Consider the following 24,483-nt stretch of genomic DNA (forward strand, 5'->3'; position numbering starts at 1 on the left):
CGGCGGTGGGCACCGACGTGTTGACCGGTTGCGCTCCGCCCGGGCCGGCGAACGACAGGAAGCCGTTGGTGGACACCCAGGCGCCGGCGTACGTCTTGCCGTAGAACGGCACCGGGAACGGGCAGCTCACCTGGGTGACCGCGTCGTCGCCGGTCAGCGGCAACACGGTGTCGTCGGCGGGCAGGAACGGTCGCGGCTCGGTGGTCCTGGTGTACGTGGTCAGCGTCGGCGGGGCCCCGGTCAGCGCCAGGTCCACCCGGCGGGTGACCCCGGCGACCACGGTCACCATGGCCGAGCCGCGCAGGTCGCCGGCCGCCGAGGCGGACACCGTGTACGCCCCCGGCGGCACCTCGCCGAACGTGTATGTACCGTCCGCCGCCGTGCTCTCCGACCGGCCGCCCGGGGTCAGGCTGACCGCCGCGCCCTGGATCGGCTGGCCGGTCACCGCGTCGGTCACCACGCCGGTGACGGTGCCGGTGGTCGGCGGCGGCGCCGGCGGCGTGAAGATCACCGCCCGGTTGTTGGCCAGCACCGGCTGGTTGAGCGAGTACTGCAGGGCGACCGTCCCGGTGGCGTTCTCGATCCCGACCGTGGCCGAGTCCCCCCGTTCCCGGTTCCCGGCCAGGTCGGCGTAGTTGAAGACGATCTGACCCGACTCGGCGATGCTCGCCTCGACGCTGATCCGGGCCGACGTCGAGCCGTACATCCCGACGTTGTGCCACTCGACCACGAACCGGCGGTCCGGCGCGGCCCCGATCACCGCCGTACGGACGCTGGAGTCCGGCCACACCCGCAGGTCGTCCCAGAACGGGTAGACGACGGCGTTCGGCACGGCCGGGTCCGGGACGGCGGTGTTCACCCCCCACGAGCGGCCCGGGTCGGTGAACGACAGCTTGCCGTTGATGTCCACCCAGGCGCTGGTGTAGCTCTGCCCGTAGAACCGGACCGGGAACGGCAGGGTGACCTTAATGATCGCGTCGTCGCCGGTCAACGGCAGCACCGTGGTGTCGGCCGGTTCGAACGGCCGGGCCGCCGTCGCGCAGGTGTAGCCGAAGCTGTCCGCGCAGCCGCCGGAACTGGTGAAGGCCGCCGTGTAGGCGGTCGCGGTCGCCGGGGCGGTCACCACGTGGGTCTGCGCGCCGGCGTCCGACCAGCCGTTGAAGACGTACGCGGTGCTGCTGGTCGACTGCGGGCTCGGCGCGCTGAGCGTGTTGGTCGAGCCGACGATGACGGTGACGGCCGCGGGACCGGTGTAACTCGCGCCGTTGGCGGTCACCTGCAACCCGGGCGGGTCGGTGGCCACGGTCAGGTTGACCGTCTGCGGGTCCAGCCGGAGGGTGGTGCTGCCGGTCAGGCCCACGCTGTCGGTCGCGGTCAGGGTCAACTCCAGATGCGACGGGTACTCGTGGTCCGGCGCCACGAACGAGCCCGCCGCCACCCCGACATCGCTCCGGACGACGTGTGTGTGGCAGCTGCCGGTGTTGTCGCAGTGCCGGTTGACCAGTTCCCAGGACAGTTTGCTGGCGGGCAGCGTGCCGTCCTGCGGGTCGGTGGCGTGCCCGCTGAACCGGACCGTCTGGCCCACCCGCCAGCGCAGCGTGCTGGCCGGGGTGTCGATCACCGGCACCGGTGCGCCGGTGGAGACCAGGATCTGCACCGATCTGGTGCTGACCAGTCCACCCAGGTCGGTCACCTGCAGGGTGGCCGAGTAGGTGCCCGGCACGGAGTAGGTGTACGCGGCGGTGCCGCCGGTCGCGTCGTACCTGCCGTCGGAGGTGAAGTCCCAGCGGTAGCTGAGGATGTCCCCGGCGTTCGGGTCGGTGGAGCCGGTGCCGTCGAAGGTCACCCGCAGCGGCGCCGTGCCCGAGGTGGGGGTGGCGGTGATGTCGGCCACCGGCGGTTGGTTGCCGGAGTTGTAGTGGAACCGGCGTACCGTGCCACCGGCCAGGTCGACGTAGTAGAGGTCGTTGTCCGGCCCGATCTGCAGGTCCACCGGGGTGGCCGCGGTCGGCGCGAAGGAGATGATCCGGGCCGGGTCGGGCAGGCCGTTCGCGCCGGTCGGCATGGCCCAGATGCAGCCGCGCGAGTAGTCGGCGAAGAACAGCGCCCCGGCGTACGAGGCCGGGTAGTTGCCGCCGGTGGCCGGGTAGAAGGCCACCCCGCTGGGGGACGAGCCGCCGGTCGGGCAGCTCTCCCCGGCCACCACCTGCTGGCTGTGCTGGTACGTGTAGTAGGGCGGGGTCACCACCGAACCGCCCGCGCCGTACAGGCTCTCGCACAGGTTGAGGTTGGCGCCGTCGTACCCGTTCTGCCGGTTGTTCCCCTCGTAGCAGGGCCAGCCGTAGTTGCGCACCGGACCGGCCGCCGGGTCGGCGATCCGGTCGATCTCCTCCCAGGTACGCCAACCGACGTCACCGGCCCACACCTCCCTCGTACCCGGTCGGAAGGTCCACCGGAACGGGTTGCGCAACCCGTACGCGACGATCCGCCGGGTGTTCGGGTCGGCGTTGCCGGCCAGCGGGTTGTCCGGCGGGGCGGCGCCGGTGACCGGGTCGAGCCGCAGCAGCGTCCCGGACAACCCGGTCGGGTCGCCGGGGGTACGCAGGTCCTGGCTGCGCAGCGCACCGCCCTCGGCGGTGGGTGGGGTCATCGGGCCGCCGGCCGCGGCCGGCGGGTCGCCGCACGGGTTGCTCGGGCTGCCGGCCTGGCCGTAGTCCACGAAGGTGGCCGAGGCGCCCTCGCCGCCGCTGACGTAGAGCTTGCCGTCCGGGCCGAAGCCGACGGCACCGATCGAGTGGCTCTCGATCTGCTGGCACCAGTCGTGCAGCAGCACCTGCTCGGCGCCGGTCATCACGTCCCCGTTCAACCGCAACCGGGACAGCCGGCTGCTGGCCACGCAGTTGTTCGCCGAGCCGCAGCGGTCGTTGTAGACCGGCGCCGGGCCACCGATCCGCCCGTCGTAGGTGTAGCTGACGTACAGGTACGGGTTGGCCGGGAAGTCCGGCGGTACGGCCAGCCCGATCAGGCCCAGGTCCTCGTAGTCGTACACCTCGGAGCTCAGGTCGGCCACGACGGTGGCGGTGGTGTCGGCCAGGCTGTCGTAGACCTTGATCACGCCGTTCTTCTGCCCCACGAACACCCGCCCGTCCGGCGCGAAGAGCAGCTTGGTGGGTCGGGTCAGCCCGGACAGCACCACCTGCTCGGTGAAGCCCGCCGGCGGGGCCGCGCCGGCGGGCTCGGCGCCGCCGGGCGGCAACCCGGTCAGCGTGCTCACCGACAACGCGGCCGCCAGCGTGACGGACAGTGCGCGGCTCGTGGTACGGAACATCGTGAACCCCCCGGTCGACCCGGTCGGACACCGGCAGGGGAATCCGGTGAATTACCTGATCAGAGCATCTACGGCGGACCGTCGGCCGGCTGTCGGGTGGCGGACCCGGGCGGGTGGGGTGACCGGACACATTCGGTCACCGACCGGGGCGCCGGCGATCGGCCGAACCGGCATTCCCGGCACCCGGTCGGACACCGACCGCCCCCGCACGCGGCGCGTCGTCGCTCATGGCGCCCGGTGCAGCGCCGGGCTGGCGCGGCCGCCCCCGCACGCGGCGCCGCGTCGCGCCGGCCGGAGCGGGCGGCACCGGCTCACCGGTAGACGAACCGGTGGACCGCACCGCCGGTGATGCTCACGTAGTAGATGTCGCCGCCGGGTCCGGTCACCAGTTGCACCGGCAGGCCGCTGGTGCGGCCGAAGGCGAGGATCTGCGTCGGGTCCGGTACGCCGCCGACGCCCGGCAGCATCGCCCACACGCAGGTACGCAGGTAGTCGGTGAAGAACAACGCTCCCCGGTAGGTCGCGGGATAGCCGCCGCCGGTGGTCGGGGAGAACGTCAGTCCGCCGATCGCGCCGCGGTTGGCCGCACAGGTGTCGACCGGGGTGATCATTTGGTTGTGCGCGTAGGTGTAGAACGGCGGGGTCACCGCCGCCGGGCCGGCCGCGTACAGGCTCTCGCAGAGACTGAGGTTGACCGCGTCGTAGACCGGCTGCCGTAGCATTCCCTCGTAGCAGGGCCAGCCGTAGTTGTGGACCGGTCCGGCGACCGGATCGACGATCCGGTCGATCTCCTCCCAGGTACGGAAGCCGACGTCGGCGATCCAGATCTCACCGGTGCCGGGCCGGAAGGTCAGCCGGAACGGGTTGCGCAGCCCGTACGCCACGATCCGCTGGACGTTGCGGTCGCGGCTGCCGTAGAGCGGGTTGCTGGGTAGGGGCGCCCCGCTGGGCGGGTTGACGCGGATCACCGTGCCGGACAATCCGGTCGGGTCGGCGGGGGTGCGGATATCCTGCGACCGGAGCGCGCCGCCCTGCGCGGTGGGCGGCATCATCATGCCGCCGACCGGGGCCGGTGGATCGCCGCACGGGTTGGTCGGATGGCCGAGTTGCCCGTAGTCGACGGCGTCACCGGAGGCGCCGTCGCCACCGGCGACGTAGAGCGACCCGTCCGGGCCGAACAGCACGTCACCCATTGAGTGCGTGTCGCTCTGCTGGCACCAGTCGTTCAGCAACACCTGCTCGGATCCGACCAAGGTGTTGCCCGAGATCCGCAGCCGGGAGAGCCGCCCGCTGGCGAGGCAGTTGTACAGCGCCGGGCAGGTGTCGTTGTAGACCGGTGCGACACCGCCGATCGGGGCGTCGTAGGTGTAGCTGACGTAGACGTACGGGTCGCGCGGGAAGCCGGCCGGCAGAGCCAGCCCGATCAGGCCGAGGTCCTCGTAGTCGTACACGTTGCGGCTCAGGTCCGCGAAGACGATCGGGGTGGTGTCGGTCAGGCCGTGGAAGATCTTGATGGTGCCGCGCTTCTCCGCGACGAACACCCGTCCGTCCGGCGAGAAGGCCACCGCGGTCGGCGCGACCAGCCCGGTGAAGACCGTCTGGTCGACGAAGCCGGGCGGCAGCGCCGAGCCATCCGCCGGCACGCGGCCGGCGGCCGCCCCGGTCGGTGCCGCCCCGGTCGGTGCCGCCATCACCGGTACGCCGAGAGCGACGGCGACGATCGCCGTCAGGATGCGGCGGAACGCTCGGGACATCTCCTGCTCCTCTACCGGTACTGCCGCGTTCTTCCTGGTCGACGCGGTGCGGTCGAGCATCAGCGTCGGCGCCGGACGAGGTCGCGCGCTGTCGCGGGAGCGACGCGCTCTTAGTCGACGATCGGACGTGATGTGCCGGATTAGCGGTGTTGATCTGTAAATAAAGCGACAAGACTCGCTAACTCGGTAACTTGCCCTGTTCACCCCGATCGAGCAAGGTTCGTGCTGGCATGCAGGGGACGAAGCGGCTGGTCAGCCGCATTTTCCAGCCGTAGTTCGTCCGCCGCCGCAGGGACGATGCGAGGTAGCAGAACATGGCCGACCGGCGCCAGCACGTCGTCATCATCGTGGTCAACCTTCCCGCCGAGCGGGACCGCCGGGTCATCCGGGAGTGCCAGGCGCTGGAGGCCGCCGGCTACCGGGTCAGCGTGATCTGCCCGCGCGGTCCGCGCGGGCTGACCCGGTTGCCCGGCACCACGGCCACCCGGATCCGGTCGTTCCCGCAACCCCTGGCCGGCGCCGGGGTGCTCTCCTTCGCCGCCGAGTTCGGTTGGGCGCTGCTCGCCGTGACCGGCCGGTTGATCGGGATCATGCTGCGCGACCGGGTGGACGGGGTCCAGGCGTGCAACCCGCCGGACGTCTTCTGGGTGGTCGGGCTGGTGGTGCGGGCGCTGGGCCGGCCGTTCGTCTTCGATCATCACGACCTGAGCCCGGAGTTGTACCAGTGCAAGACCGACCGGCCCCGGCGGTCGGTGCTGGCCGTACTGCGGCTGCTGGAACGGCTCTCCTGGCGCTGCGCCTCGGCCGTGGTGGCCACCAACGAGTCGTACCGGGAGTTGGCGATCAACCGGGGCGGTTGCGATCCCGACCGGGTGGTCGTGGTGCGCAACGGGCCGACCCTGGCGGAGGTCGGTGCGGTCGGCTCCACCGTGCCGGCGCCGCGCGGCCCCGCCGGCACCGGCGGTGCCCGGGCGACCACCGCCGACGCGACCCGGCACACCATCGTCTACCTCGGCGTGATCAACCCGCAGGACCACGTCGACCTCGCGGTGCTGGCCGCCGAACGGCTGCGCGCCCTGCGCCCGGCCGACGACTGGCGCCTGGTGGTGGCCGGCGACGGTGACTCGCTGGCCGACCTGCGGCGGCTGACCGCCGAGCGCGCCGTGGACGACGTGGTGGCGTTCACCGGCTGGCTGGAGGCCGACCAGGTCGACGCGCTGCTGCGGTCGGCCTCGATCGCCCTGCAACCGGATCCGCCCAGCCCGATGGCCGAGCTGTCCACAATGGCCAAGACCGTGGAGTACGTCGCCCGCGGCCTGCCGGTGGTGGCCGCCGACCTGCTGGAGACCCGCCGCACCGCGGGTTCGGCGGCCCGGTACGTGCCCACCGGCAGCCCGGACGAGCTGGCCCGGGCGCTCGACCAACTGCTCAGCGACGTGGCCGGACGGACCGCGATGCGGGAGGTGGCACGGCGGCGGTTCACCGAGGAACTCGCCTGGGACCACCAGGTGAAGTCATACATCCGACTCTGGCGCCGATTGCTGACGCCATCGGATTTGCGTTACAACTCGACTGCTCTGAGTAACGGGACCGATTCCGTGCGCCATATCCCGGGTCAACCCCGTTGACCGGTCCGGCGCCATTGCGACCACTGGAGGGCCCTCCCCCATGGACCTGCTCGACCTGCTGAAGCTCGTCGCCCGACGGTGGTACGTCACGGTGCCGGCCGTCGTGCTCACCCTCGCGACGGCGGTGGCGCTCGGCGTCTCGATCACCCCGGAGTACAAGGGGTCGGCCGCGGTGGTCCTCGTCCCGCCGACCGTCGCGCCGGCCCGGACGACCACCGGGACACCCAGGCCCGGCAACCCGTGGCTGGCGGTCGGGGTCAACGCCATGGCGCAGGCCGTCCAGATCGCCGTCTCGGCCCAGGACGTACGCACCCGGGTGGCCGCCCTCGGTGGCGACCCGGATTACACCGTCGCGTTGGTCAGCCGCAGTTCGATCCTGACCGTCGACGTCACGGCGGCCGACCGGTCGACCGCGGCGACCACCATCCAGGCGGTCAACAAGCTGATCGCCGACGAGGTCGCCCGGCAACAGGCCGGGTACGAGCCCAAGGCCGGTGAGCAGATCACCACCGAGGTGCTCGACTCGGGGCTGAACGTCACCCGGTCCACCTCCCGGGTGCTCCGGTTCCAGATCGTGGCGGCGGTCATCGGGCTGCTGCTCGCCGCGGCCGCCGCCACCGTCTTCGACGCCGTGGCCCGGCGCCGCGCGGAGCGCCGGACGGCGGCCCGGCGGACCCGGCGGGCCGCCGGTGAGCACACCGGCCGGGCCGGCGTCGGCCCACGGCGGGCGGACCCCGGCCCGGCGGCGATCGGGTCGGGGCCGGCCGTACCCGCGTCCGGACCGGCCGGGCAGACCGCCGTGGCGGCCCGGACGCCGTCCCCGCTGCCCGCCGGACCGACCCCCGCGGAAGCCGCCGACCAGGCGACGGTTGACCATGCGACCGCTGACCAGGCGACAGTTGACCAGGCCACCGCCGGCCAGGCGACCAATGCCCGACCGACGAACGCCCGCAAGCCGGTGCCGGCCGTGGCACCGGCGGCCCGTACCGGCCGGCGGCCGCAGCCGCCGGGCAGCGGACAGCACGCGCTGTTCACCGCCGCCCGCCGGGCCGGCGAGACCCCGGACCGCTGAGTCCACCACGACGGCGCGCTGCGGAGCCATCGACGTGCAGACCCCACCTGCGGCCCGCCGGGCCGGCATCGGCCAACCCACCGGGACCGGCCAACCCACCGGCACCGATCAACCGGCCGGCACCGTCCGACCGGCCGGCACCGTCTACGACGGGACGACGCCGGTCGTCCGGCGCCTCCCCGACGCGACGGCCGGGGTGCTCGCGGCGGTGGTCCTGGCCTACGTCCTGCCCTCCCGGTTGATCTTCCCGCCGCTGGCGATCGTCGGGAAGCCGGGCATCCTGGTCGGCCTCGGCCTGCTGGTCTGGTGGTCGCTCAGCCGGCTGCACCCCCACCTGGTCACCCGGGGCCGGCAGCCGATGCGCTGGGTGCTGGCCGGCTATCTCGCCACCCTGGCCGTCTCCTACCTCGTCGGGCAGGCCCGCGGCCTGTCCCGGCTGGAGTCCAACGGCGCGGACCGGACCATGCTGATCGCGCTCGCCGGTGCCGGCGTGCTGCTGGCCACCGCCGACGGGCTGCGCACCCGGGAGCGGATCGACCGGGTGCTGCGCGGGCTGTGCTGGTGCTGCGGCGTGATGGCGCTGTTCGCGTTGAGCCAGTTCACGCTGAAACGGGACCTGACGGCCGACATCCGCCTCCCACCGCTGCTGGTGTTCCAACGCGACGCGCTGATCGGTCTGAACGCCCGGGGCGGCGACGGGCTGTTCCGGGTGGCGGGCACCGCCGGGCACTACATCGAATTCAGCGTGCTGATGGTGATCGGTCTGGTGGTCGCCGTCCACTACGCGCGCTTCTCGACCGCCCGGCGGGACCGGCAGCTCTACGGCGGATTGGCCATGCTGCTGGCCGGGGTGGTGCCGATCTCGCTGTCCCGTACCGGGGTGCTCGCCCTGGCCGCGGCCATCCTGCTGTTCGCGCTGTGCTGGCCGCTGCGTACCACGGTCAACGTGGTGCTGGTCGGGGTCGGCCTGGCGGCCACCGTGCAGGTCCTGCGGCCGGGCCTGCTGGCCACCCTGCGGTCGCTGATCCTGGCCGGCGACCGGGACCCGAGCGTACGGGGACGGCTGGAGGACTACGCCTTCGTTGCCCCGTTCGTCCGGGAACGCCCCTGGCTCGGCCGGGGCACCGGCACCTGGCTGCCCGAGCTGTACCAACTGCTGGACAACCAGTGGCTGGGCACCCTGGTCACCACCGGCATCGTCGGGGTCGTCGCGCTGGCCCTGTTCTTCCTGTCCGGGATCGTCCTCGCCGGCCGGGTCCGCCGGTTCGCCGCCGACCCGCGCGACCGGGACCTGGCCGCGGTGCTTGCGGTCGCCCTCGGCGTCGCCGCCACCACCGCGTTCACCTACGACGCGCTCTACTTCACCACCTACTTCATCACCCTGCACCTGCTCCTCGGCCTCACCGGGGCGCTCTGGCGGGTGACCCGGGCCGAACGGATGAACGGAGGTACGCGCGGATGACCGGCGTCGACATCTTGATGATCACCTACAACCGGGCCGAGTACGTCCGGATCTCGCTGCCCGGCCTGCTCGCCAGTTGCCCGTCCGACGCCCGGGTCTGGCTCTGGCACAACGGCACCGACCGGGCCACGTTGGAGGTGATCCGCGAGTTCCGAAACCACCCTCGGTTGCACCGGTTCCGGCACAGCGAGGCCAACGCCGGGCTGCGGGAGCCGACCAACTGGCTGTGGGCCGAGGCCACCGGCAGCCTGCTCGGCAAGGTCGACGACGACTGCCTGGAGCGGCCAGACTGGGTCACCGTGCTGCGCCGGGCGCACGAGGACGTACCGGAGTTCGGCGCGATCGGCGCCTGGCGGTTCCCCGAGGAGGACTCCGTGCCGGACCTGATCGACCGGAAGCTGGCCGGCTACCCCGGCGGTCACCGGCTGATGCGCAACCACTGGGTGCAGGGCAGCGGTTACCTGGTCAAGCGGGAGGTGGTCCGGCAGGTCGGTCCGATCGGCGCGGACGACTCGTTCACCCGCTGGTGCCGGCGCGCGGCCCGGCTCGGCTGGGTCAACGGCTGGTACCACCCGTTCATCCGAGAGGACCACATGGACGATCCGCGCAGCCCGAACACGATCTACCGGACCGACGCCGACCTGATGGCCCGCCGGCCGCTGTCGGCGCGCGACACCGGCGTCACGACGATCCGGGAATGGACCGAGCACATGCGCCGGTCGGCCCGGCTGGTCCAGGAGGCCAGCCTCGACCTGCGGGACCTCGAGGGCTGGCGGATGCGCCGCCGCAACGCCGCGCGCCGGCTGCGGTTCGCCCTGACCGGACGGGCACCGTGGTGACGCCCGGCGCGGTGACGGCCAGCGTGGTGATTCCCGCGCACAACGAGGCGGCCCTGCTGGGCCGGTGCCTGGCCCGGCTACTCGCCGACGCGACGCCCGGCGAGTTCGAGGTGATCGTCGCCGCCAACGGGTGCACCGACGACACCGCGCTGGTGGCCCGGACCGTACCCGGGGTCGACGTCGTCGAGATCCCGGTGGCCTCGAAGGCCGCGGCCCTGAACGCCGCCGACGAGGTGGCGGCGGCCTTCCCGCGGATCTACCTGGACGCGGACGTGGAGCTGACCACCGCCGGCGCCCGCGCCCTGGCCGCGGCGCTCACCGACACCCGGCCGACCGCCACCGGACCGACCGCCACCGGACCGGACACCGCCGAGCCGGACACCGCCGGGCCGGACCGTGGCGGGGACCCGGCCGGTACGGGCGGGCCGGTGCTCGCGGCGGTGCCGCGGCGGGTGCTGGACACCGCCGGCCGGCCGTTGCTGGTCCGGGCCTACTACGCCGTCAACGGGCGACTGCCTGCCTTCCGGCAGGCGCTGTTCGGGCGCGGGGTGATCGCGCTGTCCCGGGCCGGGCGGGCCCGGTTCGAGTGCTTCCCGGCGATCACCGCCGACGACCTGTTCCTCGACTCGCTCTTCGCGCCGGCCGAGAAGCGGGAGGTGGCCGGGGCGGTGTCCGTGGTGGCCACCCCGTTGCGGACCCGGCATCTGCTGCGCCGGTTGGGCCGGCTGCGCGCGGGCAACGCCATGCTGCGGACCACCGGCCCGACGGTCCGCGGCTCCCGGCGGGCCTCCTGGCTGTTCGACGTGGTGCTGCCCCGGCCCTGGTTGTTGCCGGCCGGCGCCTGCTACGCGGTGCTGACGCTGATCGCCGAACGGTCGTCGCGCCGGCCCGCCACCCGGGCCAACTGGGGACGCGACGAGTCGAGCCGCACGCTCGCCGCCGGGCAGAACCGATGACGCCGGCGGAACCGATGACGCCGGCGGTCAGCGTGGTCATGGTGACCTACCAGACCCGGGAGTTGACCCGACGGGCGCTGACCGGGCTGCTCGGCACCCCGTCCGCCGTGCCGTACGAGGTGATCGTGGTGGACAACGCCTCCACGGACGGCTCGGCCGAGGCGATCCGCGCCGAGTTCCCCGCCGTACGGGTGGTCCGGCTGGCCCGTAACGTCGGCTTCGGCCGCGCCGTCAACGTGGGCGCGGAACGGGCCCACGGTCGATGGGTGCTGCTGGTCAACCCGGACACCGAGCCGGTGGGCGACGTCATCGCCGAGCTGGTGCGGTTCGCCTCGGCCAACCCGGAGCACGGGATCTACACCGGCCGCACCCTGCGCCCGGACGGCACCGACGACGGGCACTCGGTCTTCGGCCTGCCGGGCCTCTGGTCGTACGCCTGTTTCGCGGTCGGCCTGTCCACCCTGTTCCGGCGCTCCCGGCTGGTGAACCCGGAGGAACTGCCCGGCCTGTCCCGGTCCACGGCGGCCACCGTGCCGGCGGTGTCCGGCTGCCTGCTGCTGGTGGAGCGGGCGCTCTTCGCCGAGTTGGGCGGCTTCGCCCCGGAGTACTTCATGTACAGCGAGGACATCGACCTGTGCGTCCGGGCGGCGCGGCGCGGCGCCCGACCGGCGTTGGTGCCGACCGCCCGGTTGCTGCACGTCGGTGGGGGCGCCTCCACCAGCGGCGGCAAGCGGGTGATGGTGCTGCGCGGCAAGGTGACGTACCTGCGGTCGCACTGGTCGGTGCCCCGGGCAGCGGCCGGGCGGGCGCTGCTGGCCACCGGCGTCGCGGCCCGCGCGGCCGGCGCCCGGCTGACCGGACGGGCCGGCTACTGGCGTGAGGTGTGGCACCGGCGGGCCGAGTGGCTGGCCGGCTGGCCGCCGCCGGAGCACCTCCCGGCCGTACGACTCGTCACCCCGCACCCGACGGACGCGCCGACCACGTGACGATCTCGTCGCAGCCGGTCGGTTTCACCCACGGGCCACCGCGCGGCTCGGCACACCGCCGACGGCCCCGACGGTCAGTCCGCGGCGTCGGCCCGGCGCTGGGGCGGACCGTCCACCGGGCGGTCGGCGAAGGCGGCCACCGTCCGGTCGGCGTACGCGCTGGCGTCGCCGGTCTCCATCGGACCGTCCCAGGTCTGCGGCAGCGGCACCGGCGCCGCCGGGTTGACCCGGCGGACCACCTCGTCGAGCACGGTCTCGGCGTCGCCCACCCACAGGTGCTTGGCCCCCGGCACCCCGATCACCTCGGCCTGCGGCACCGCCGCGAATTTGCGTCGGGCCTCCTCCGGGCGCAGGTAGTCGTCGAACTCCGGGACCAGGGCGACCAGTGGCTTGCCGGACTCCGCCCAGGCGGCCAGGTCGGCGGGCTCGGCGAAGCGCAGCGGCGGGGAGAGCAGGATCGCCCCCTCGACCGCCGGGTCGCAGCCGTGTTTCAGGGCCAGGTCGGTGCCGAACGACCAGCCGAGCAGCCAGCGGTTGGGCAGGTCGGCGAACTCGGCGTACTCGATCGCCGCCGCGACGTCGTACCGCTCGTCGACCGCGCCGGAGAACGCCCCCTCGCTGGTCCCCCGGACGCTGCTGGTGCCCCGGGTGTTGAACCGGAGCACGGCCAGATCGGCCAGCGCGGGCAGCCGCCAGGCGGCCTTGCGGAAGACGTGGCTGTCCATCATCCCGCCGTGGGTGGGCAGCGGGTGCAGGCAGATCAGCGTGCCCACCGGGTCCCGGTCGGCCGGTCGGGCCAGTTCGCCGACCAGCCGCAGGCCGTCGGCGGTGTGCAGCTCGATGTCCTCCCGGCGGCCGGGCAGGATGGACGAGGCGCGGATGACTTCGCTCACCGGACAAGTCTGTCCCGGATCCGGCCGGCCCGTCAGGTCGAGCGGCCATGAGGTGACCAAGATCCCTGATCAGCCGTAGCGGGGCGCGCCGTGCCCGCGCTGAGGATTGGGTCCACGCCGGTCGCGCGCGCGCCAGCAGCCGGCGTGCCAGTGCCGCCGGTCGGTCAGGTCACCCCGGTCGTCGGCGGGCCAGGCCACCAGATGCGGGACACCCGGCCGGATCTCCTGGTCGCAACCCGGACACCGATACGTCTTGGTGGCGCCGCCGCCCGAAACGCCGCGCACCTGCCACTCGCCGTCCCGCCAGGACTGGACCGCGTCGACACCCTGCCGGGCCCGGTCACCGTCGAGCGGCCTGGCGTCCTCCCGGCGGGGACGGTTTCGACGCGGACTCACTTTTCCAGGGTACGGCCCGGTCGCCGACGGCCCGATGGCCGGCACCCCGGCACGGGGGATACGGAGCGTACATGTCAGATCACGGTCAGCATGAACCGAATATCCGATTGTAAGGACTACGTTCGCGAACAGGTGCCCGTGCGTCGTCCCGGGCGCGGCGAGCAACCCAGGGAGTCGACCATGCGGATGAGACGAGTCACGCGGGTGGCGATGCTGTCGGTGGTGGCCGTGCTCACCGGGGTCACCGGGCCGGCCACGGCGGCCCGGGCCGGCTTCGTCAACGAGCCGATCTACGGCGACTTCAACGGTGACCAGTTCCCCGACCAGGCGTTCCTCGGCTCCACGTCGCCCAACTACTGCTCGGTCATCGTCACCTACGGCGCCGCCCCCGGTGTCTTCAGCCCGCCGGTGGTCTACATCTACCTGCGGCCCGGCGGGGTCGGCACGAACTGCCCGGACGTCGGCACCGCGTTCGACTTCAACGCCGACGCGTTGGACGAGTTGTGGATCGGCTGGAGCCAGCCGCCACCGGCGGGCCTGACCTACAACCGCATCGTTCTCGCCCCGGCCGCCAACTTCCAGATGGTGGCCACCTTCCTGAGCCCGATCACCCCGGTGTTCCTGGGGACTGCCGTGTTCGTCCCCGGCGCCATACCCACCCCCTACTCGTACGGCAAGGGCGGCTACGCGACCTACATCATCACGCCGACCTTCCAGGGGCTCGGCCCGGAGCGGTGGTGCTCCGTCGACACTCCCGCCGTGCACCTGCGGGACTTCGACCTGAACGGCGCCCAGAGCGCCCTGGTGTCCTACACGAACGGGTGCACCGACGCCGCCAACGGCGTGGTGGTGGTGAACGAGGACGGTGCCGTCGACCAACTTCAGCTCGATCCCACCCGTAAGACCGCCTGGAGCGCCAAGGTCGTATTCGCCAACGGCGACAAGCTTCCCGACGTGCAGACCACGAATCTGAACACCGGCCAGGTCGACGTCTTCATCAACACCGGAAGCGGCACCTTCGTCCAGGCCCCCAAAGCCGTCGACGACTTCGCCGTCATCACCGACAGCCGCCGCACCGCCATCGACGTCCTCGCCAACGACTACGTCACCAGCCAGGCCACCATCCGCATCACCACCCCACCCACCCAGGGCACCGCCCAGGTCACCTCCAGCCAGACCGTCATCTACACCCCCCGCCCCCACCACGCCAACAACGACCGATTCGTCTACCAGGTCACCGACCACGGCAGGACCAGCATGGCCACTGTCCGAATCAGGTTCCAGGGGTGACCGGCCATGTGGCGCAAGCTGATCGCGATGGTGGCACTGCTGGTCACCCTGGTCGCGGCGGACGCTCGGGCCCCGGCCGCCCAGGCCGGTGGCCGAGGTCAGCCCATCTTCGGCAACTTCAACGGTGACCAGTTCCTCGACGAGGCGTTCCTCGGCGAGGTCCCGCCCACCTTCTGCTCGGTGGTCGTCCGGTACGGCACCGGCCCCGGCACCTTCGGCCCGCCGGTCGCCTACATCTATCTCAACCCCGGCAACATGGGCGGTCCACTCGTGCCCTGTCCGGACATCGGAACGGCCGTCGAACTGGATCCGGGGCACCCACACGACGAACTCGTGGTCGCCTGGTTCGCCGGTCCGCCTGGGACCATCCCGTACAACCTGCTGGTGCTCCGCGGCTTCCAGCCGACGTTCGGCCTGAACGCGCGGGTCGCGCTACCCAACTTCATGGATGACGCGGACTTCAACGGCGACGGACGCACGGACATCTATCTGGTCACCGACCAGGGCGCCGGCTTCGAGACCATGCTCAGCTTCGGCGACGGCACCCTGTCCCCGGGCCCGGAGAGTTGGTGCGCCGGCCCGTTGACCTACCAGCTACGGGACTTCAACCACAACCGGGCCCAGGACGTGCTGATCTCCTACATCCAGGGCTGCGCGGACTTCAGCAACGGGGTCGTGGTGGTGCTCGACGACGGAGCCGTGCGGCAGCTCCAGTTGGACCCGAGCGGGGAGATCACCTGGAGCGCCAGAGTGGTGTTCGCCAACAGCGACAAGTTTCCCGACGTACGAACCGTCAACCTCGTCACCGGCCGGGTCGACTACTTCATCAACACCGGTAACGGCACCTTCGTCAAGGCCCCGAAGGCCGTCGACGACTTCGCCGTCATCACCGACAGCCGACGCACCGCCATCGACGTCCTCGCCAACGACTACGTCACCGACCAAGCCACCATCACCATCACCACCCCACCCACCCAGGGCACCGCCCACGTCACCTCCAGCCAGGCCGTCATCTACACCCCCAACCCCCACCACGCCAACAACGACCGATTCGTCTACCAGGTCAACGACCACGGCAAGACCAGCAAAGCGACGGTACGGATCAGGTTCGTCTCCTGACCGCGTCCGGGCAGCGGGCAGGCGGTCAGCCTGTGTCGGATCGCCGTCAGCACCGGGCTAATAGCCATAAAGCTCTCCTATGGTCGCCAAATGGAGCTAGCCCACCCGAGCTGGCAGACGACACTCGGAGGGAACGACCGATGCCGAGCAAGTGGATAACCGTGCTGGCGGCGGTGCTGTTCGCGGTCGGTGTGGCGGCGGCGCCGGCCAGCGCCGACGGCCGGAACGACCCGATCGCCGCGGACCTGAACGGTGACGGGCTGACCGACCGGGTCACCCTGGACGCGGTTCCCGGCCCGGTCACGAACTGCGCCGTCGTGGTGGAGTTGGCCAAACCCGGCGGCGGCTACCAGGCGCCGCAGCCGCACGTCTACCTGACGCTTCCGGGCGCGCGCAACTACTGCCCCGACCTCGGCACCGCCGTACGGGTCTCCAGCACCCGGACCGATCTCGTGGTGGGGTGGTTCTCCGGCCGCCCGCCGGAGGCGGGTAGCGACCTACTGGTGATCCGGGACTTCCGGGTCGTCGGCGGCGCGATGGGCATCTTCCAGCCCAGCGTGATCGGCTCCGCCGACTTCAACGGTGACGGACGACAGGACGTCTACGAGTGGACCGATCAAGGCGACGGTTTCCAGACCTTTCTCACCAGCGGGATCGGGACGCTCACCCGGGGGCCGGTCCGGTACTGCTCGGGCCGGCCCGACCCGCATCTGGCCGACTTCAACCGGAACCGGGCCACGGACGTGGTACTCGGCTACATCGAGGGTTGCCCGGGTTACACCACCGGTGTCGTGGTGATCCTGGACGACGGCCGGCAGGTGGACCTCCAGCGCGACACCTTCGGGGACCGTACCTGGGCGGTCGGCGTGGACGACTTCAACCGGGACGGTCGCGACGACGTCGTCACCACCGACGACCACGGCACGGTCACCCACTTCTTCGGCAACGGTGACGGCACCTTCGTGGCCGGCCCCCGGCCCAGCCCGGACCGGGTCAGCATCCGCCGCACCGCCGGGCGGGCCAACGCCGTCATCGCGGTGCTCGCCAACGACCTCGCCACCCGCCGGGCGACGGTCAGCATCGTCACCCCACCGGCGTACGGCCGGGCCGTGGTTTCCCGCGGCAGGATCGTCTACACGCCCGACCCGGGTGGCGGCCGGGCCGACCGGCTGGTCTACCGGCTCACCGACGACGGGCGCAGCCGGAACGCGGCGGTGACCATCACCTTCACCCGCTGAGCGACCCGCGTCGCCCGCACCGGCCGGCCTGCCGCGTCCGGGGCCACGACAGACCGGGGTGGCGGGTCGTTGAGCAGTGCGGTCGCCGGGGCGGGCAGCTCCCGACCCGGTCCGCGCCGTTCCCTCACGAAAGGCCATCCACCGTGCGACATTCCCGGCCCGACGTCCCCCCGCTCCGGAGGTCCGGATCGTGAAGGCATTTCTGGCGGTCTCCCTGACCCCCGGCACGGCGCACCCGGCCGGCTCCGGCCCGCCGGCGGACGTCCTGGATCTCCTGGCCGGGCCCGGGCCGGCCGCCGTGCACCAGGTGGAGCACGGCTGGATCGCGTACACCGCGCCGGACCCGGCCGACCCGATGGGCAATCCCCCGCTCGGCTTCACCGGCCGGTTGACCCGGGCGGTCCGGGAGCGTACGGGCGACGTCGACATGGTGGCCGTCGGCGCGATGCTGGGCGACGGGCGGGCGGTCGACGGCGATCGGCTGGCCGGTCTGCTACCCCCGTTCGGGGCGGCGCACTACGCCGGCCCCGGCGCGCCGGTCGTGGTGGCCTGCGACTGGCTCGGGCTACGGCAACTGTTCTGGTGGCAGGGCGACGGTATCGCCGCCGTCTGCACCAGCGCACCGGCGCTGGCGGCGCTGGCCGGCACCGGCCTGGACACCACCGCGCTCGGGGTGCAGAGCCTGGTCGGCTGGCAGATCGGCCTGGCCACCCCGTTCCGGGACGTCGGCAAGCTGCCGCCGGGCGGCGTCGCGGTGCTGCGCGGGGCCACCGTCGCGATCCACCGGTACGCCGACCAGGCGCTGGCCGTGCCCGGCCGGGTGCCACCGGTCGAGGAGACCGTCGCCGAGATGGCCGAGCTGCTGCGGGACTTCCACGAGCGGTATCTCGCCGACCACCCGGACACCGTGCTGCAGCTGACCGGCGGGCAGGACTCCCGGTTGCTGCTGGCCGCCGTACCGCCGTACCGCCGGCCCGGTCTGGCGGCGCTGACCATCGACGTACCCGGTGGAGTGGAGTCCCGGATCGCCGCCCGGCTCAGCGGGCTGTGCGGCCTGGACCACCGGATCCGCTGGCGCGACGAGGGGGCGACGGTGGATCCGGCGCTGGCCCACCGGCTCGCGCTGGCCGCGGCGACCGCGTTGGGCTGCATGGCCAGCCCGTTGGCGCTGGCCCCGATCTCTCTGGTCGAGGACGACCTGCCGCAGAACCACCGGCTGTCCGGTCTCGGCGGCGAGGTCGCCCGCGGCTTCTACTACCTGGGGCAGCCGCGGCACGCCGGCACCTCGCCGCAGCTCGCCCAGCGGCTGGCCCGCTGGCGGTTGTTCAGCAACGAGCGGGCCGATCCCGGCGCCCTGCGGCCGGAGTTCGCCGCCGCCGCCCGGGCCGCCGCCCTGGACGCCGTGACCGCGAGCTTCGCCGGGCTGTCGGACGACTGGCTGCGCGCCACCGACGAGTTCTACCTGTGGCAGCGCACCCAGCGCTGGGCCGGTACGCACAGCTCGGTCGCCGCGGTGGAACGGTGGTTCGTCAACCCGATGCTGGACCGCCGCTTCCTCCAACTCGCGCTGACCGCACCCGCCGCGGACAAACGCGACTCGTACCTCACGGGTCGGCTGATCCACCGACTCGATCCGCGACTCGCGGCCGTCCCGCTCGACTCGGGCCTGGTCCCGGCCCGGCTGGGTCGGCGGAGCGTGGCCACCAGCACCGCCGTCGCCCGGGTGAGCGCCGGCAAGCTGGTCCGCAAGCTCCGGCAGCGGGTCGCCGGCGGCCGGCGACCGCAGCTCGGCGCCGCCGAGTTGGCCGAGCTGGTGGTCCGGCACTGGCGCGCCGAGCCGACGGTGGTCCGCCCGTTGCGCGAGGTCGGGCTGGTCCGCGACGCGTGGCTGGACGAGTTGCTGGCCGGCCGGCGGGACGCGGACGCCGCGACCATGGCCTTCCTGATCAACCTGCTGGTGGCCGCCGACGTGACGGCCCGCCATCCCGCCCCGGCCAGATGACCGGCCCGCCGTCCCCGGCCGGACGACCGCCGCCGGCGCCGGCGGGCCGGTCAGCGGCCGGTGTGGTCAGCGGCCGGTGTGGTCTCGGAAGCCCCGGCCGCTCTTGCGGCCCAGGTAGCCCGCGGTCACCAGGTGCTCCAGCAGCGGCGCCGGGGCGAACCCCGGCTCCCGCAGTTCCAGGTACAGCCCCCGCTGGATGGTCAGCGACACGTCCAGACCCACCGCGTCGAGCAGCTCGAACGGTCCCACCGGGTAGCCGCAGCCGAGCTTCATCGCGTGGTCGATGTCGTCCGCGGTCGAGTACGACGCCTCCAGCATCTTCACCGCGTCGTTCAGGTACGGGAACAGCAGCGCGTTGACCACGAACCCGGACCGGTCGCCGCAGACCACCGCGGTCTTGCCCAGCGCCGCGCAGACCGCCCGCGCGGTGGCGGTGGTCTCCGGCGAGGTACGGATGGTGCGGACGATCTCCACCAGCGGCATGACCGGCGCCGGGTCGAAGAAGTGCAGCCCCACCACGTCGGCGGGTCGGCGGGTGGCCATGGCCACGTCGATGACCGGCAGCGACGAGGTGGTGGTGGCCAGCACGACCCCCGGCTTGCAGATCTCGTCCAGGCTGGCGAACAGCGCCTTCTTGACGCTCAGCTCCTCGACCACCGCCTCGACCACCAGGTCGACGTCGGCCAGCTGGTCCAGGGCGGCCGTCCAGGTGACCCGACCCAGCGCGGCCTCCCGGTCGCCCTCGTCGAGCTTGCCGCGGACCACGGCCTTGTCCAGCGAGGTCTCCACCGCCTCGCGGACCCGGGCCGACTTCTCGGCCCCGCGGGTCACCGAGACGACCTCGTAGCCGGCCCGGGCGAAGACCTCGATGACGCCGGTGGCCATGGCGCCGGACCCGATGACACCAATTTTGGCGATGACGCGGGCCCCGTCGCCGGCGGCCGGCTCCGCCGGGGCCGGGGTCTGGTCGTCCGGTACGACCACCGGTGAGCCCGGCCGCTCGTACGTGTAGAAGCCGCGGCCGGACTTGCGGCCGAGCAGCCCGGCGGTGACCATCTGCTTGATCAGCGGTGCCGGCGCGTGCCGACGGTCCCGTCCGCCGCGCCGGTACATGGTGTCCAGGATCTCGTACGCGGTGTCCAGGCCGATCAGATCCATCAGGGCCAGCGGGCCCATCGGCAGACCGCAGCCCAGCTTCATCGCCGCGTCGATGTCCTCGCGGGTCGCGTAGCGGGCCTCGTACATCCCGACGGCGTGGTTGAGGTAGCCGAAGAGCAGGGCGTTGGCGATGAAGCCGGCCCGGTCGTTGATCGTGACGTCCACCTTGCCGAGCCGGGCGCAGAGCGCCTCGACGTCGGCGACGACCTCGGGCGCGGTGACCACGGTCCGGACCACCTCGACCAGCTTCATGACCGGCGCCGGGTTGAAGAAGTGGACGCCGATGACCTGGTGCGGCCGGGAGGTGGCCACCGAGATCTCGGTGACGCTCAGCGAAGAGGTGTTGGTCGCCATGATCGCTTCGGGCTTGCAGATCCGGTCCAGCGCGCCGAAGATCCGCTGTTTGAGGTCCAGGTGCTCGGGGACCGCCTCGATCACCAGGTCGACCGAGTGCAGCGCCTCCAGCCCGACCGCGAAGGTGACCCGGGACAGCAGCGCGTCCCGGTCGGCGGCGGCGAGCTTGCCCTTGGCAACCGCCCGGTCCGTGGAGCGGGTGAGGGTGGCCCGGCCACGCTCCAGGGCGCCCTCGGAGATCTCCACCGCGATCACGTCCAGGCCGTTGCGGGCGAAGACCTCGACGATGCCGGCGCCCATCGTGCCCAGCCCGACGACGCCGATGCTGGTGAACTCGCGTGCCACGACCGGTCCTCCCACATCCTCCGGACGGCCGGGTGAACGGCCACTAAGGTTATGCGGGCGAGTCTGCCATGTGACGATGCGGTGTCGAGACGGCGTGGGGTAACTCACCCGCCGGCCAGCGTGGTCAGCGCCAGCAGGTCGGCGACGAACCGGCCGGTCCGCTCGATGTGCGGGCTGTGTCCGCAGCCCGGGTAGACGACCTCCCGGTAGCTGCCGCCGGCCGCGGCGTACCGCTCCAGCACCGCCCGGGTCTGCCCGACCATCGGTTGCGGCGGGCAGTCCCGCTCCCCCGGCCAACCGGGCACCAGCCCGAGCGAACCCAGGTAGGCCAGGTCCATCAGCGCGGTGTCCGAGACGATCACGTCGGCGTCGCCGCGTACCCAGGTGACCGGCGGTTTGTCCGGTACGGCGGGCAACTGGTCGGCGAGCCGGAAGTGCCGGGGCGCCAGCGCGTTGAGCACGCCCCGGTCACCGGCGGCCACGCCCGGCCAGTGCGGCGAGTCGACGGCGTCGCCGGGGTAGTTGTCCGGGCCGACCACTGTGGACAGCACGGTCTCCAGCAGCAGGTCCTCGTCGGCGCCGAGGGAGGCCGGATCGGCCACGTAACTGGCCCGCAGCACCGAACGGGGGCTGGTCGGCGCGTCGGCGGACCGGTCCCCGGCGGCCAGCCGCTCGACGAAGTCCGCGTTGGCCGTGCCGGCGCCGGTCCCGGCGAAGTCGGGCGTGGTCGGCGTGCCGTCGAGGTCCCGGGTGCCGCCGTAGCCGTACGGCGACACCGGGGACTCCAGCAGCAGACCGGCGACCCGGTCGGGCCGGTCGACCAGCAGCGACATCGCCACCCCGCCACCCAGCGAGTGCCCGACCACCACCGGCCGGGCGGCCGGGCCGCCGAACAGCGCCGGCTCGTCGAGCAGGGCGGCCAGGTCGTCGGAGAAGTCCCGCAGCCCGCGCCGGGCGTCCACCGGTGCCGGCTGCGTCCGCCCGTAGCCGCGCAGGTCGGGGGCGACCACCCGGAGGGTGGCCGGCAACTGACGGATCAACGGCTGCCAGTACGCCGCCGACGAGCAGTTGCCGTGCACCAGCAGCACCGGGACGCCGTCCGTCGGGCCGGCCACCAGTACGTGGTGCGAGATTCCCCGTACCGTGCGGGTGATCTCCTCGGTTTCCATCCGGGGGATCCTGCCAGGGCACCACCGGCACCACCAGGGGTACGCGCCACACATGTCCCCGGCCGACGGGTCACTGCAACCACTGGTACGTCCAGGCCACCCAGCTCGCCAGCGCGACACAGCCACCGATCACCAGCAGCAGGGTGCGGGCCGGCCGGGCCCGGAACGTGCGGACGGCCGAGGTCGGCCCGGACAGCGCGGACAGCGCGGTCGACGGCTGCGCCGGGATGGCCGGTCGCGCGGGCGGGGCGTCCCCGCCGCGTACCCGGGCGTGCTGGAGCACGACGAACGCCGGCGTGCCGATCGGGTCGGTGGGCGCGGAGGCCGGGTCGTGGAACCGCAGCAGCACCTGCCCGAGCCGGATCCGGTCGCCCTCGCGCAGCTCCCGCGATCCGCTGATCCGCTCGTCGTTGACCCAGGTCCCGTTCGTCGACCGCAGGTCGGTGAGCACGGTCCGGCCGCCGGTCAGCTCCACTGTGGCGTGTTGCCGGCTCACCTTGATGTCCGCGAGCAGGATGTCCACCCCCTCCTCGCGGCCGATGACGCTGGTTCCGGTGGAGAGCCGGAAACCGGTCCCCCGTGACGGGCCGCCGATCACGTTCAACAACGGCGACAAGTTCGGTGCCTCCGACATGGCTGCTCCCACCCCAACGCGACTAGACGTCCCGATCCCCTCGCACAGAGTGACAAACGTCGGCGATCAACTCCACGACCCCACGGTTCGCGTTGACCGGTCTGTCGGCCGACGCCCCTTGGCCGATTCGGCGAAACATGGCTAGCTGTCCGCCATCCGATCAGGGATTGTCGGCCTGATGTCCCCATCGACCGAACGGGTCGACCCACCCATTCAATCGGTGGATGTCGATTGATGTGCGGCGAGATCTTACTGACGGGTAATCACGGGTCTAGACTCCCGCCATGACGGCTGTGCACACGCCCGGCGTTCCGCGGGTTGAAAACGGCGAGTTGATCTCCACCAATCCCGCCACCGGGGTCGAGGCCGGCCGGTTGCGGGTGTCCGATCCGGCAGCCGTGCGAGCCACCGTCGACCGCGCCCGGGTCGCCGCCGACTGGTGGGCCGGACTCGGCTTCGCCGGCCGCAGGGCCCGGCTGCTGCGGTGGCGGGCGGTGCTGGCCAACCGGCTGACCGAACTCGCCGAGCTGGCCCACCTGGAGGGCGGCAAGCCGGTGGCCGACGCGATCGTGGAGATCGCGTCGGCCGTCGAGCACATCGACTGGGCCGCCCGTAACGCCCGTCGGGTGCTCGGTCACCGCCGGGTCCGGTCCCGACTGGTCGTCGCCGAGTTCGCCGCGCACCTGGAGTACCAGCCGTACGGGGTGGTCGGGGTGATCGGCCCGTGGAACTACCCGGTGCTGACCCCGGTCAGCTCCGCCGCCTACGCGCTGGCCGCCGGCAACGCGGTGGTGCTCAAGCCGAGCGAGTACACCCCGGTGGTCGGGCAGTGGCTGGTCGACACGTTCGCCGAGGTGGTGCCGGAGCAGCCGGTCTTCTCGGCCGTGCACGGGCTGGGCGAGGTGGGCGCCGCACTGTGCCGGTCCGGCGTGAACAAGGTGGCCTTCACCGGGTCCACCGCGACCGCCAAGAAGGTGATGGCCGCCTGCGCCGAGTCGCTGACGCCGGTGTTGCTGGAGGCGGGCGGCAAGGACGCGATGATCGTCGACGAGGACGCCGACCTGGACGCGGCCGCCCAGGCCTGCGTCTGGGGCGCGCTGACCAACGCCGGGCAGACCTGCATCGGGATCGAGCGGGCCTACGTGGTGGAGCCGGTCTACGACGCGTTCCTCGGCAAGCTGGTCGAGAAGGCGGGTCGGCTCACCGTGGGTGCCGGCGACGGCGCCGACATCGGGCCGATCACCATGCCGGCCCAGATAGCGGTGATCCGGCGGCACATCACCGACGCCGTCGCCGCCGGCGGGCGGGCCGTGCTGGGCGGACCGGACGCGGTGCAACCGCCGTTCGTCCGGCCGACGATCCTGGTCGACGTGCCGGAGGACGCCGCCGCGGTCCGCGAGGAGACCTTCGGACCGACCCTGACCGTACGCCGGGTGCGGGACGCCGACGAGGCGGTCGCGCTGGCCAACGCGGTGCCGTACGGGTTGGGCGGTTCGGTCTTCGGCAGGCGGCGGGCGGTGGCCGTCGCCCGCCGGCTGCGCTCCGGGATGGCGGCGATCAACTCGACGCTCACCTTCGTCGGGATGTCCACCCTGCCGTTCGGCGGGGTCGGCGACTCCGGCTTCGGCCGGATCCACGGCGACGACGGCCTGCGCGAGTTCGGCCGGGCGAAGGCGGTCACCCGACGGCGCGGCCCGTCGCTGCTGCCCGCCATGACGTTCGAGCGCACGCCGGAGCAGGTGACGCGGATCGCCAAGATCGTTAAAAAAATGTACGGACGGTGAGGCGGGCCTGACCGTCCGGCCTCACATGTCCGCCAAATCGGCATACCGACGGACATAACCCTTCATTACCCTCGGT

At 72.5% G+C, this 24,483-nt stretch carries 18 protein-coding genes; 11 read left to right on the forward strand and 7 right to left on the reverse strand.

Features of this window, described 5'->3' with window-relative positions; all coding sequences use genetic code 11:
- Both ACFOX0_RS24525 and ACFOX0_RS24530 read right to left on the reverse strand, forming a co-directional pair.
- Window positions 1-3,328 (reverse strand): PQQ-dependent sugar dehydrogenase (locus tag ACFOX0_RS24525; protein WP_377550088.1); only part of this gene is annotated, 3,328 nt, incomplete at its 3' end.
- A gap of 311 nt (window positions 3,329-3,639) precedes the next feature.
- The gene (locus tag ACFOX0_RS24530; protein ID WP_377550090.1) at window positions 3,640-5,082 is read right to left on the reverse strand and encodes a PQQ-dependent sugar dehydrogenase; all 1,443 of its coding nucleotides are present in this window, start codon (window positions 5,080-5,082) and stop codon (window positions 3,640-3,642) included.
- A gap of 314 nt (window positions 5,083-5,396) precedes the next feature.
- Between ACFOX0_RS24530 and ACFOX0_RS24535 the strand changes: the two genes are divergently transcribed.
- Genes ACFOX0_RS24535 through ACFOX0_RS24560 form a run of 6 tightly spaced genes read left to right on the forward strand, consistent with a single transcriptional unit; the run spans window position 5,397 to window position 12,025 of the window.
- A complete protein-coding gene (locus ACFOX0_RS24535) occupies window positions 5,397-6,710 on the forward strand; it encodes a glycosyltransferase family 4 protein (RefSeq protein ID WP_377550092.1) in 1,314 nt (437 codons plus the stop codon).
- 40 nt (window positions 6,711-6,750) lie between these two features.
- Window positions 6,751-7,782 carry a hypothetical protein gene (locus ACFOX0_RS24540; RefSeq protein WP_377550094.1) on the forward strand — a complete coding sequence of 344 codons (1,032 nt, stop codon included), beginning with the start codon at window positions 6,751-6,753 and terminating at the stop codon, window positions 7,780-7,782.
- A 34-nt stretch (window positions 7,783-7,816) separates the two neighbouring features.
- The gene (locus tag ACFOX0_RS24545; protein WP_377550096.1) at window positions 7,817-9,244 is read left to right on the forward strand and encodes an O-antigen ligase family protein; all 1,428 of its coding nucleotides are present in this window, start codon (window positions 7,817-7,819) and stop codon (window positions 9,242-9,244) included.
- Window positions 9,241-10,083, forward strand: coding sequence for a glycosyltransferase family 2 protein (locus tag ACFOX0_RS24550; RefSeq protein ID WP_377550098.1), 843 nt, complete (start codon window positions 9,241-9,243; stop codon window positions 10,081-10,083). The genes ACFOX0_RS24545 and ACFOX0_RS24550 overlap by 4 nt, the downstream gene beginning before the upstream one ends.
- Window positions 10,077-11,039, forward strand: a complete 963-nt coding sequence (locus ACFOX0_RS24555) for a glycosyltransferase family 2 protein (protein ID WP_377550099.1) — start codon at window positions 10,077-10,079, stop codon at window positions 11,037-11,039. Before ACFOX0_RS24550 ends, ACFOX0_RS24555 begins: the two co-directional genes overlap by 7 nt.
- The gene (locus tag ACFOX0_RS24560) at window positions 11,036-12,025 is read left to right on the forward strand and encodes a glycosyltransferase family 2 protein (protein ID WP_377550101.1); all 990 of its coding nucleotides are present in this window, start codon (window positions 11,036-11,038) and stop codon (window positions 12,023-12,025) included. The genes ACFOX0_RS24555 and ACFOX0_RS24560 overlap by 4 nt, the downstream gene beginning before the upstream one ends.
- Before the next feature lie 74 nt (window positions 12,026-12,099).
- On the opposite strand, the gene ACFOX0_RS24565 is transcribed toward ACFOX0_RS24560, so the two are convergent.
- Window positions 12,100-12,918 carry an alpha/beta hydrolase gene (locus ACFOX0_RS24565; RefSeq protein WP_377550103.1) on the reverse strand — a complete coding sequence of 273 codons (819 nt, stop codon included), beginning with the start codon at window positions 12,916-12,918 and terminating at the stop codon, window positions 12,100-12,102.
- 69 nt (window positions 12,919-12,987) lie between these two features.
- Window positions 12,988-13,314 (reverse strand): hypothetical protein, encoded by a 327-nt coding sequence (locus tag ACFOX0_RS24570; protein ID WP_377550105.1) that lies wholly within the window; start codon window positions 13,312-13,314, stop codon window positions 12,988-12,990.
- Window positions 13,315-13,500: 186 nt separating this feature from the next.
- Here ACFOX0_RS24570 and ACFOX0_RS24575 point away from each other — a divergent pair, with 186 nt between their 5' ends.
- From ACFOX0_RS24575 to ACFOX0_RS24590, 4 genes are all read left to right on the forward strand, one after another.
- On the forward strand, window positions 13,501-14,604 hold the full coding sequence (locus ACFOX0_RS24575; RefSeq protein ID WP_377550107.1) for an Ig-like domain-containing protein: 1,104 nt from the start codon (window positions 13,501-13,503) through the stop codon (window positions 14,602-14,604).
- 6 nt (window positions 14,605-14,610) lie between these two features.
- Entirely contained in the window at window positions 14,611-15,723 is a 1,113-nt protein-coding gene (locus tag ACFOX0_RS24580; protein ID WP_377550109.1) for an Ig-like domain-containing protein, read from the forward strand.
- A 140-nt stretch (window positions 15,724-15,863) separates the two neighbouring features.
- On the forward strand, window positions 15,864-16,961 hold the full coding sequence (locus ACFOX0_RS24585; RefSeq protein WP_377550111.1) for an FG-GAP repeat domain-containing protein: 1,098 nt from the start codon (window positions 15,864-15,866) through the stop codon (window positions 16,959-16,961).
- Window positions 16,962-17,151: 190 nt separating this feature from the next.
- Window positions 17,152-18,963: a hypothetical protein gene (locus ACFOX0_RS24590; RefSeq protein WP_377550113.1), complete on the forward strand. Its 1,812-nt coding sequence runs from the start codon at window positions 17,152-17,154 to the stop codon at window positions 18,961-18,963.
- 66 nt (window positions 18,964-19,029) lie between these two features.
- Here the strand turns inward: ACFOX0_RS24590 and ACFOX0_RS24595 are convergent, their stop codons facing one another.
- The 3 genes from ACFOX0_RS24595 to ACFOX0_RS24605 all read right to left on the reverse strand — a co-directional run bounded on the left by ACFOX0_RS24595 (window position 19,030) and on the right by ACFOX0_RS24605 (window position 22,623).
- A complete protein-coding gene (locus tag ACFOX0_RS24595; RefSeq protein ID WP_377550115.1) occupies window positions 19,030-20,820 on the reverse strand; it encodes a 3-hydroxyacyl-CoA dehydrogenase family protein in 1,791 nt (596 codons plus the stop codon).
- A 104-nt stretch (window positions 20,821-20,924) separates the two neighbouring features.
- Entirely contained in the window at window positions 20,925-21,989 is a 1,065-nt protein-coding gene (locus ACFOX0_RS24600; RefSeq protein WP_377550117.1) for an alpha/beta fold hydrolase, read from the reverse strand.
- A 70-nt stretch (window positions 21,990-22,059) separates the two neighbouring features.
- Window positions 22,060-22,623 (reverse strand): FHA domain-containing protein, encoded by a 564-nt coding sequence (locus ACFOX0_RS24605; RefSeq protein WP_377550119.1) that lies wholly within the window; start codon window positions 22,621-22,623, stop codon window positions 22,060-22,062.
- Between the two features lie 284 nt (window positions 22,624-22,907).
- Between ACFOX0_RS24605 and ACFOX0_RS24610 the strand changes: the two genes are divergently transcribed.
- Window positions 22,908-24,407, forward strand: coding sequence for an aldehyde dehydrogenase family protein (locus ACFOX0_RS24610; RefSeq protein WP_377550121.1), 1,500 nt, complete (start codon window positions 22,908-22,910; stop codon window positions 24,405-24,407).
- Window positions 24,408-24,483: the final 76 nt, after the last annotated feature.

It is taken from the genome of Micromonospora zhanjiangensis (assembly GCF_042650605.1).
In the GTDB taxonomy this organism is placed as follows: Bacteria; Actinomycetota; Actinomycetes; order Mycobacteriales; family Micromonosporaceae; genus Micromonospora_J; species Micromonospora_J zhanjiangensis.

Bases quoted from the DNA above. Each gene is read 5' to 3' on its own strand.
- ACFOX0_RS24530 (WP_377550090.1), bottom strand. From the start codon at position 5,082: ATGTCCCGAGCGTTCCGCCGCATCCTGACGGCGATCGTCGCCGTCGCT.
- ACFOX0_RS24535 (WP_377550092.1), top strand. From the start codon at position 5,397: ATGGCCGACCGGCGCCAGCACGTCGTCATCATCGTGGTCAACCTTCCC.
- ACFOX0_RS24540 (WP_377550094.1), top strand. From the start codon at position 6,751: ATGGACCTGCTCGACCTGCTGAAGCTCGTCGCCCGACGGTGGTACGTC.
- ACFOX0_RS24550 (WP_377550098.1), top strand. From the start codon at position 9,241: ATGACCGGCGTCGACATCTTGATGATCACCTACAACCGGGCCGAGTAC.
- ACFOX0_RS24560 (WP_377550101.1), top strand. From the start codon at position 11,036: ATGACGCCGGCGGAACCGATGACGCCGGCGGTCAGCGTGGTCATGGTG.
- ACFOX0_RS24575 (WP_377550107.1), top strand. From the start codon at position 13,501: ATGAGACGAGTCACGCGGGTGGCGATGCTGTCGGTGGTGGCCGTGCTC.
- ACFOX0_RS24580 (WP_377550109.1), top strand. From the start codon at position 14,611: ATGTGGCGCAAGCTGATCGCGATGGTGGCACTGCTGGTCACCCTGGTC.
- ACFOX0_RS24585 (WP_377550111.1), top strand. From the start codon at position 15,864: ATGCCGAGCAAGTGGATAACCGTGCTGGCGGCGGTGCTGTTCGCGGTC.
- ACFOX0_RS24600 (WP_377550117.1), bottom strand. From the start codon at position 21,989: ATGGAAACCGAGGAGATCACCCGCACGGTACGGGGAATCTCGCACCAC.
- ACFOX0_RS24605 (WP_377550119.1), bottom strand. From the start codon at position 22,623: ATGTCGGAGGCACCGAACTTGTCGCCGTTGTTGAACGTGATCGGCGGC.
- ACFOX0_RS24610 (WP_377550121.1), top strand. From the start codon at position 22,908: ATGACGGCTGTGCACACGCCCGGCGTTCCGCGGGTTGAAAACGGCGAG.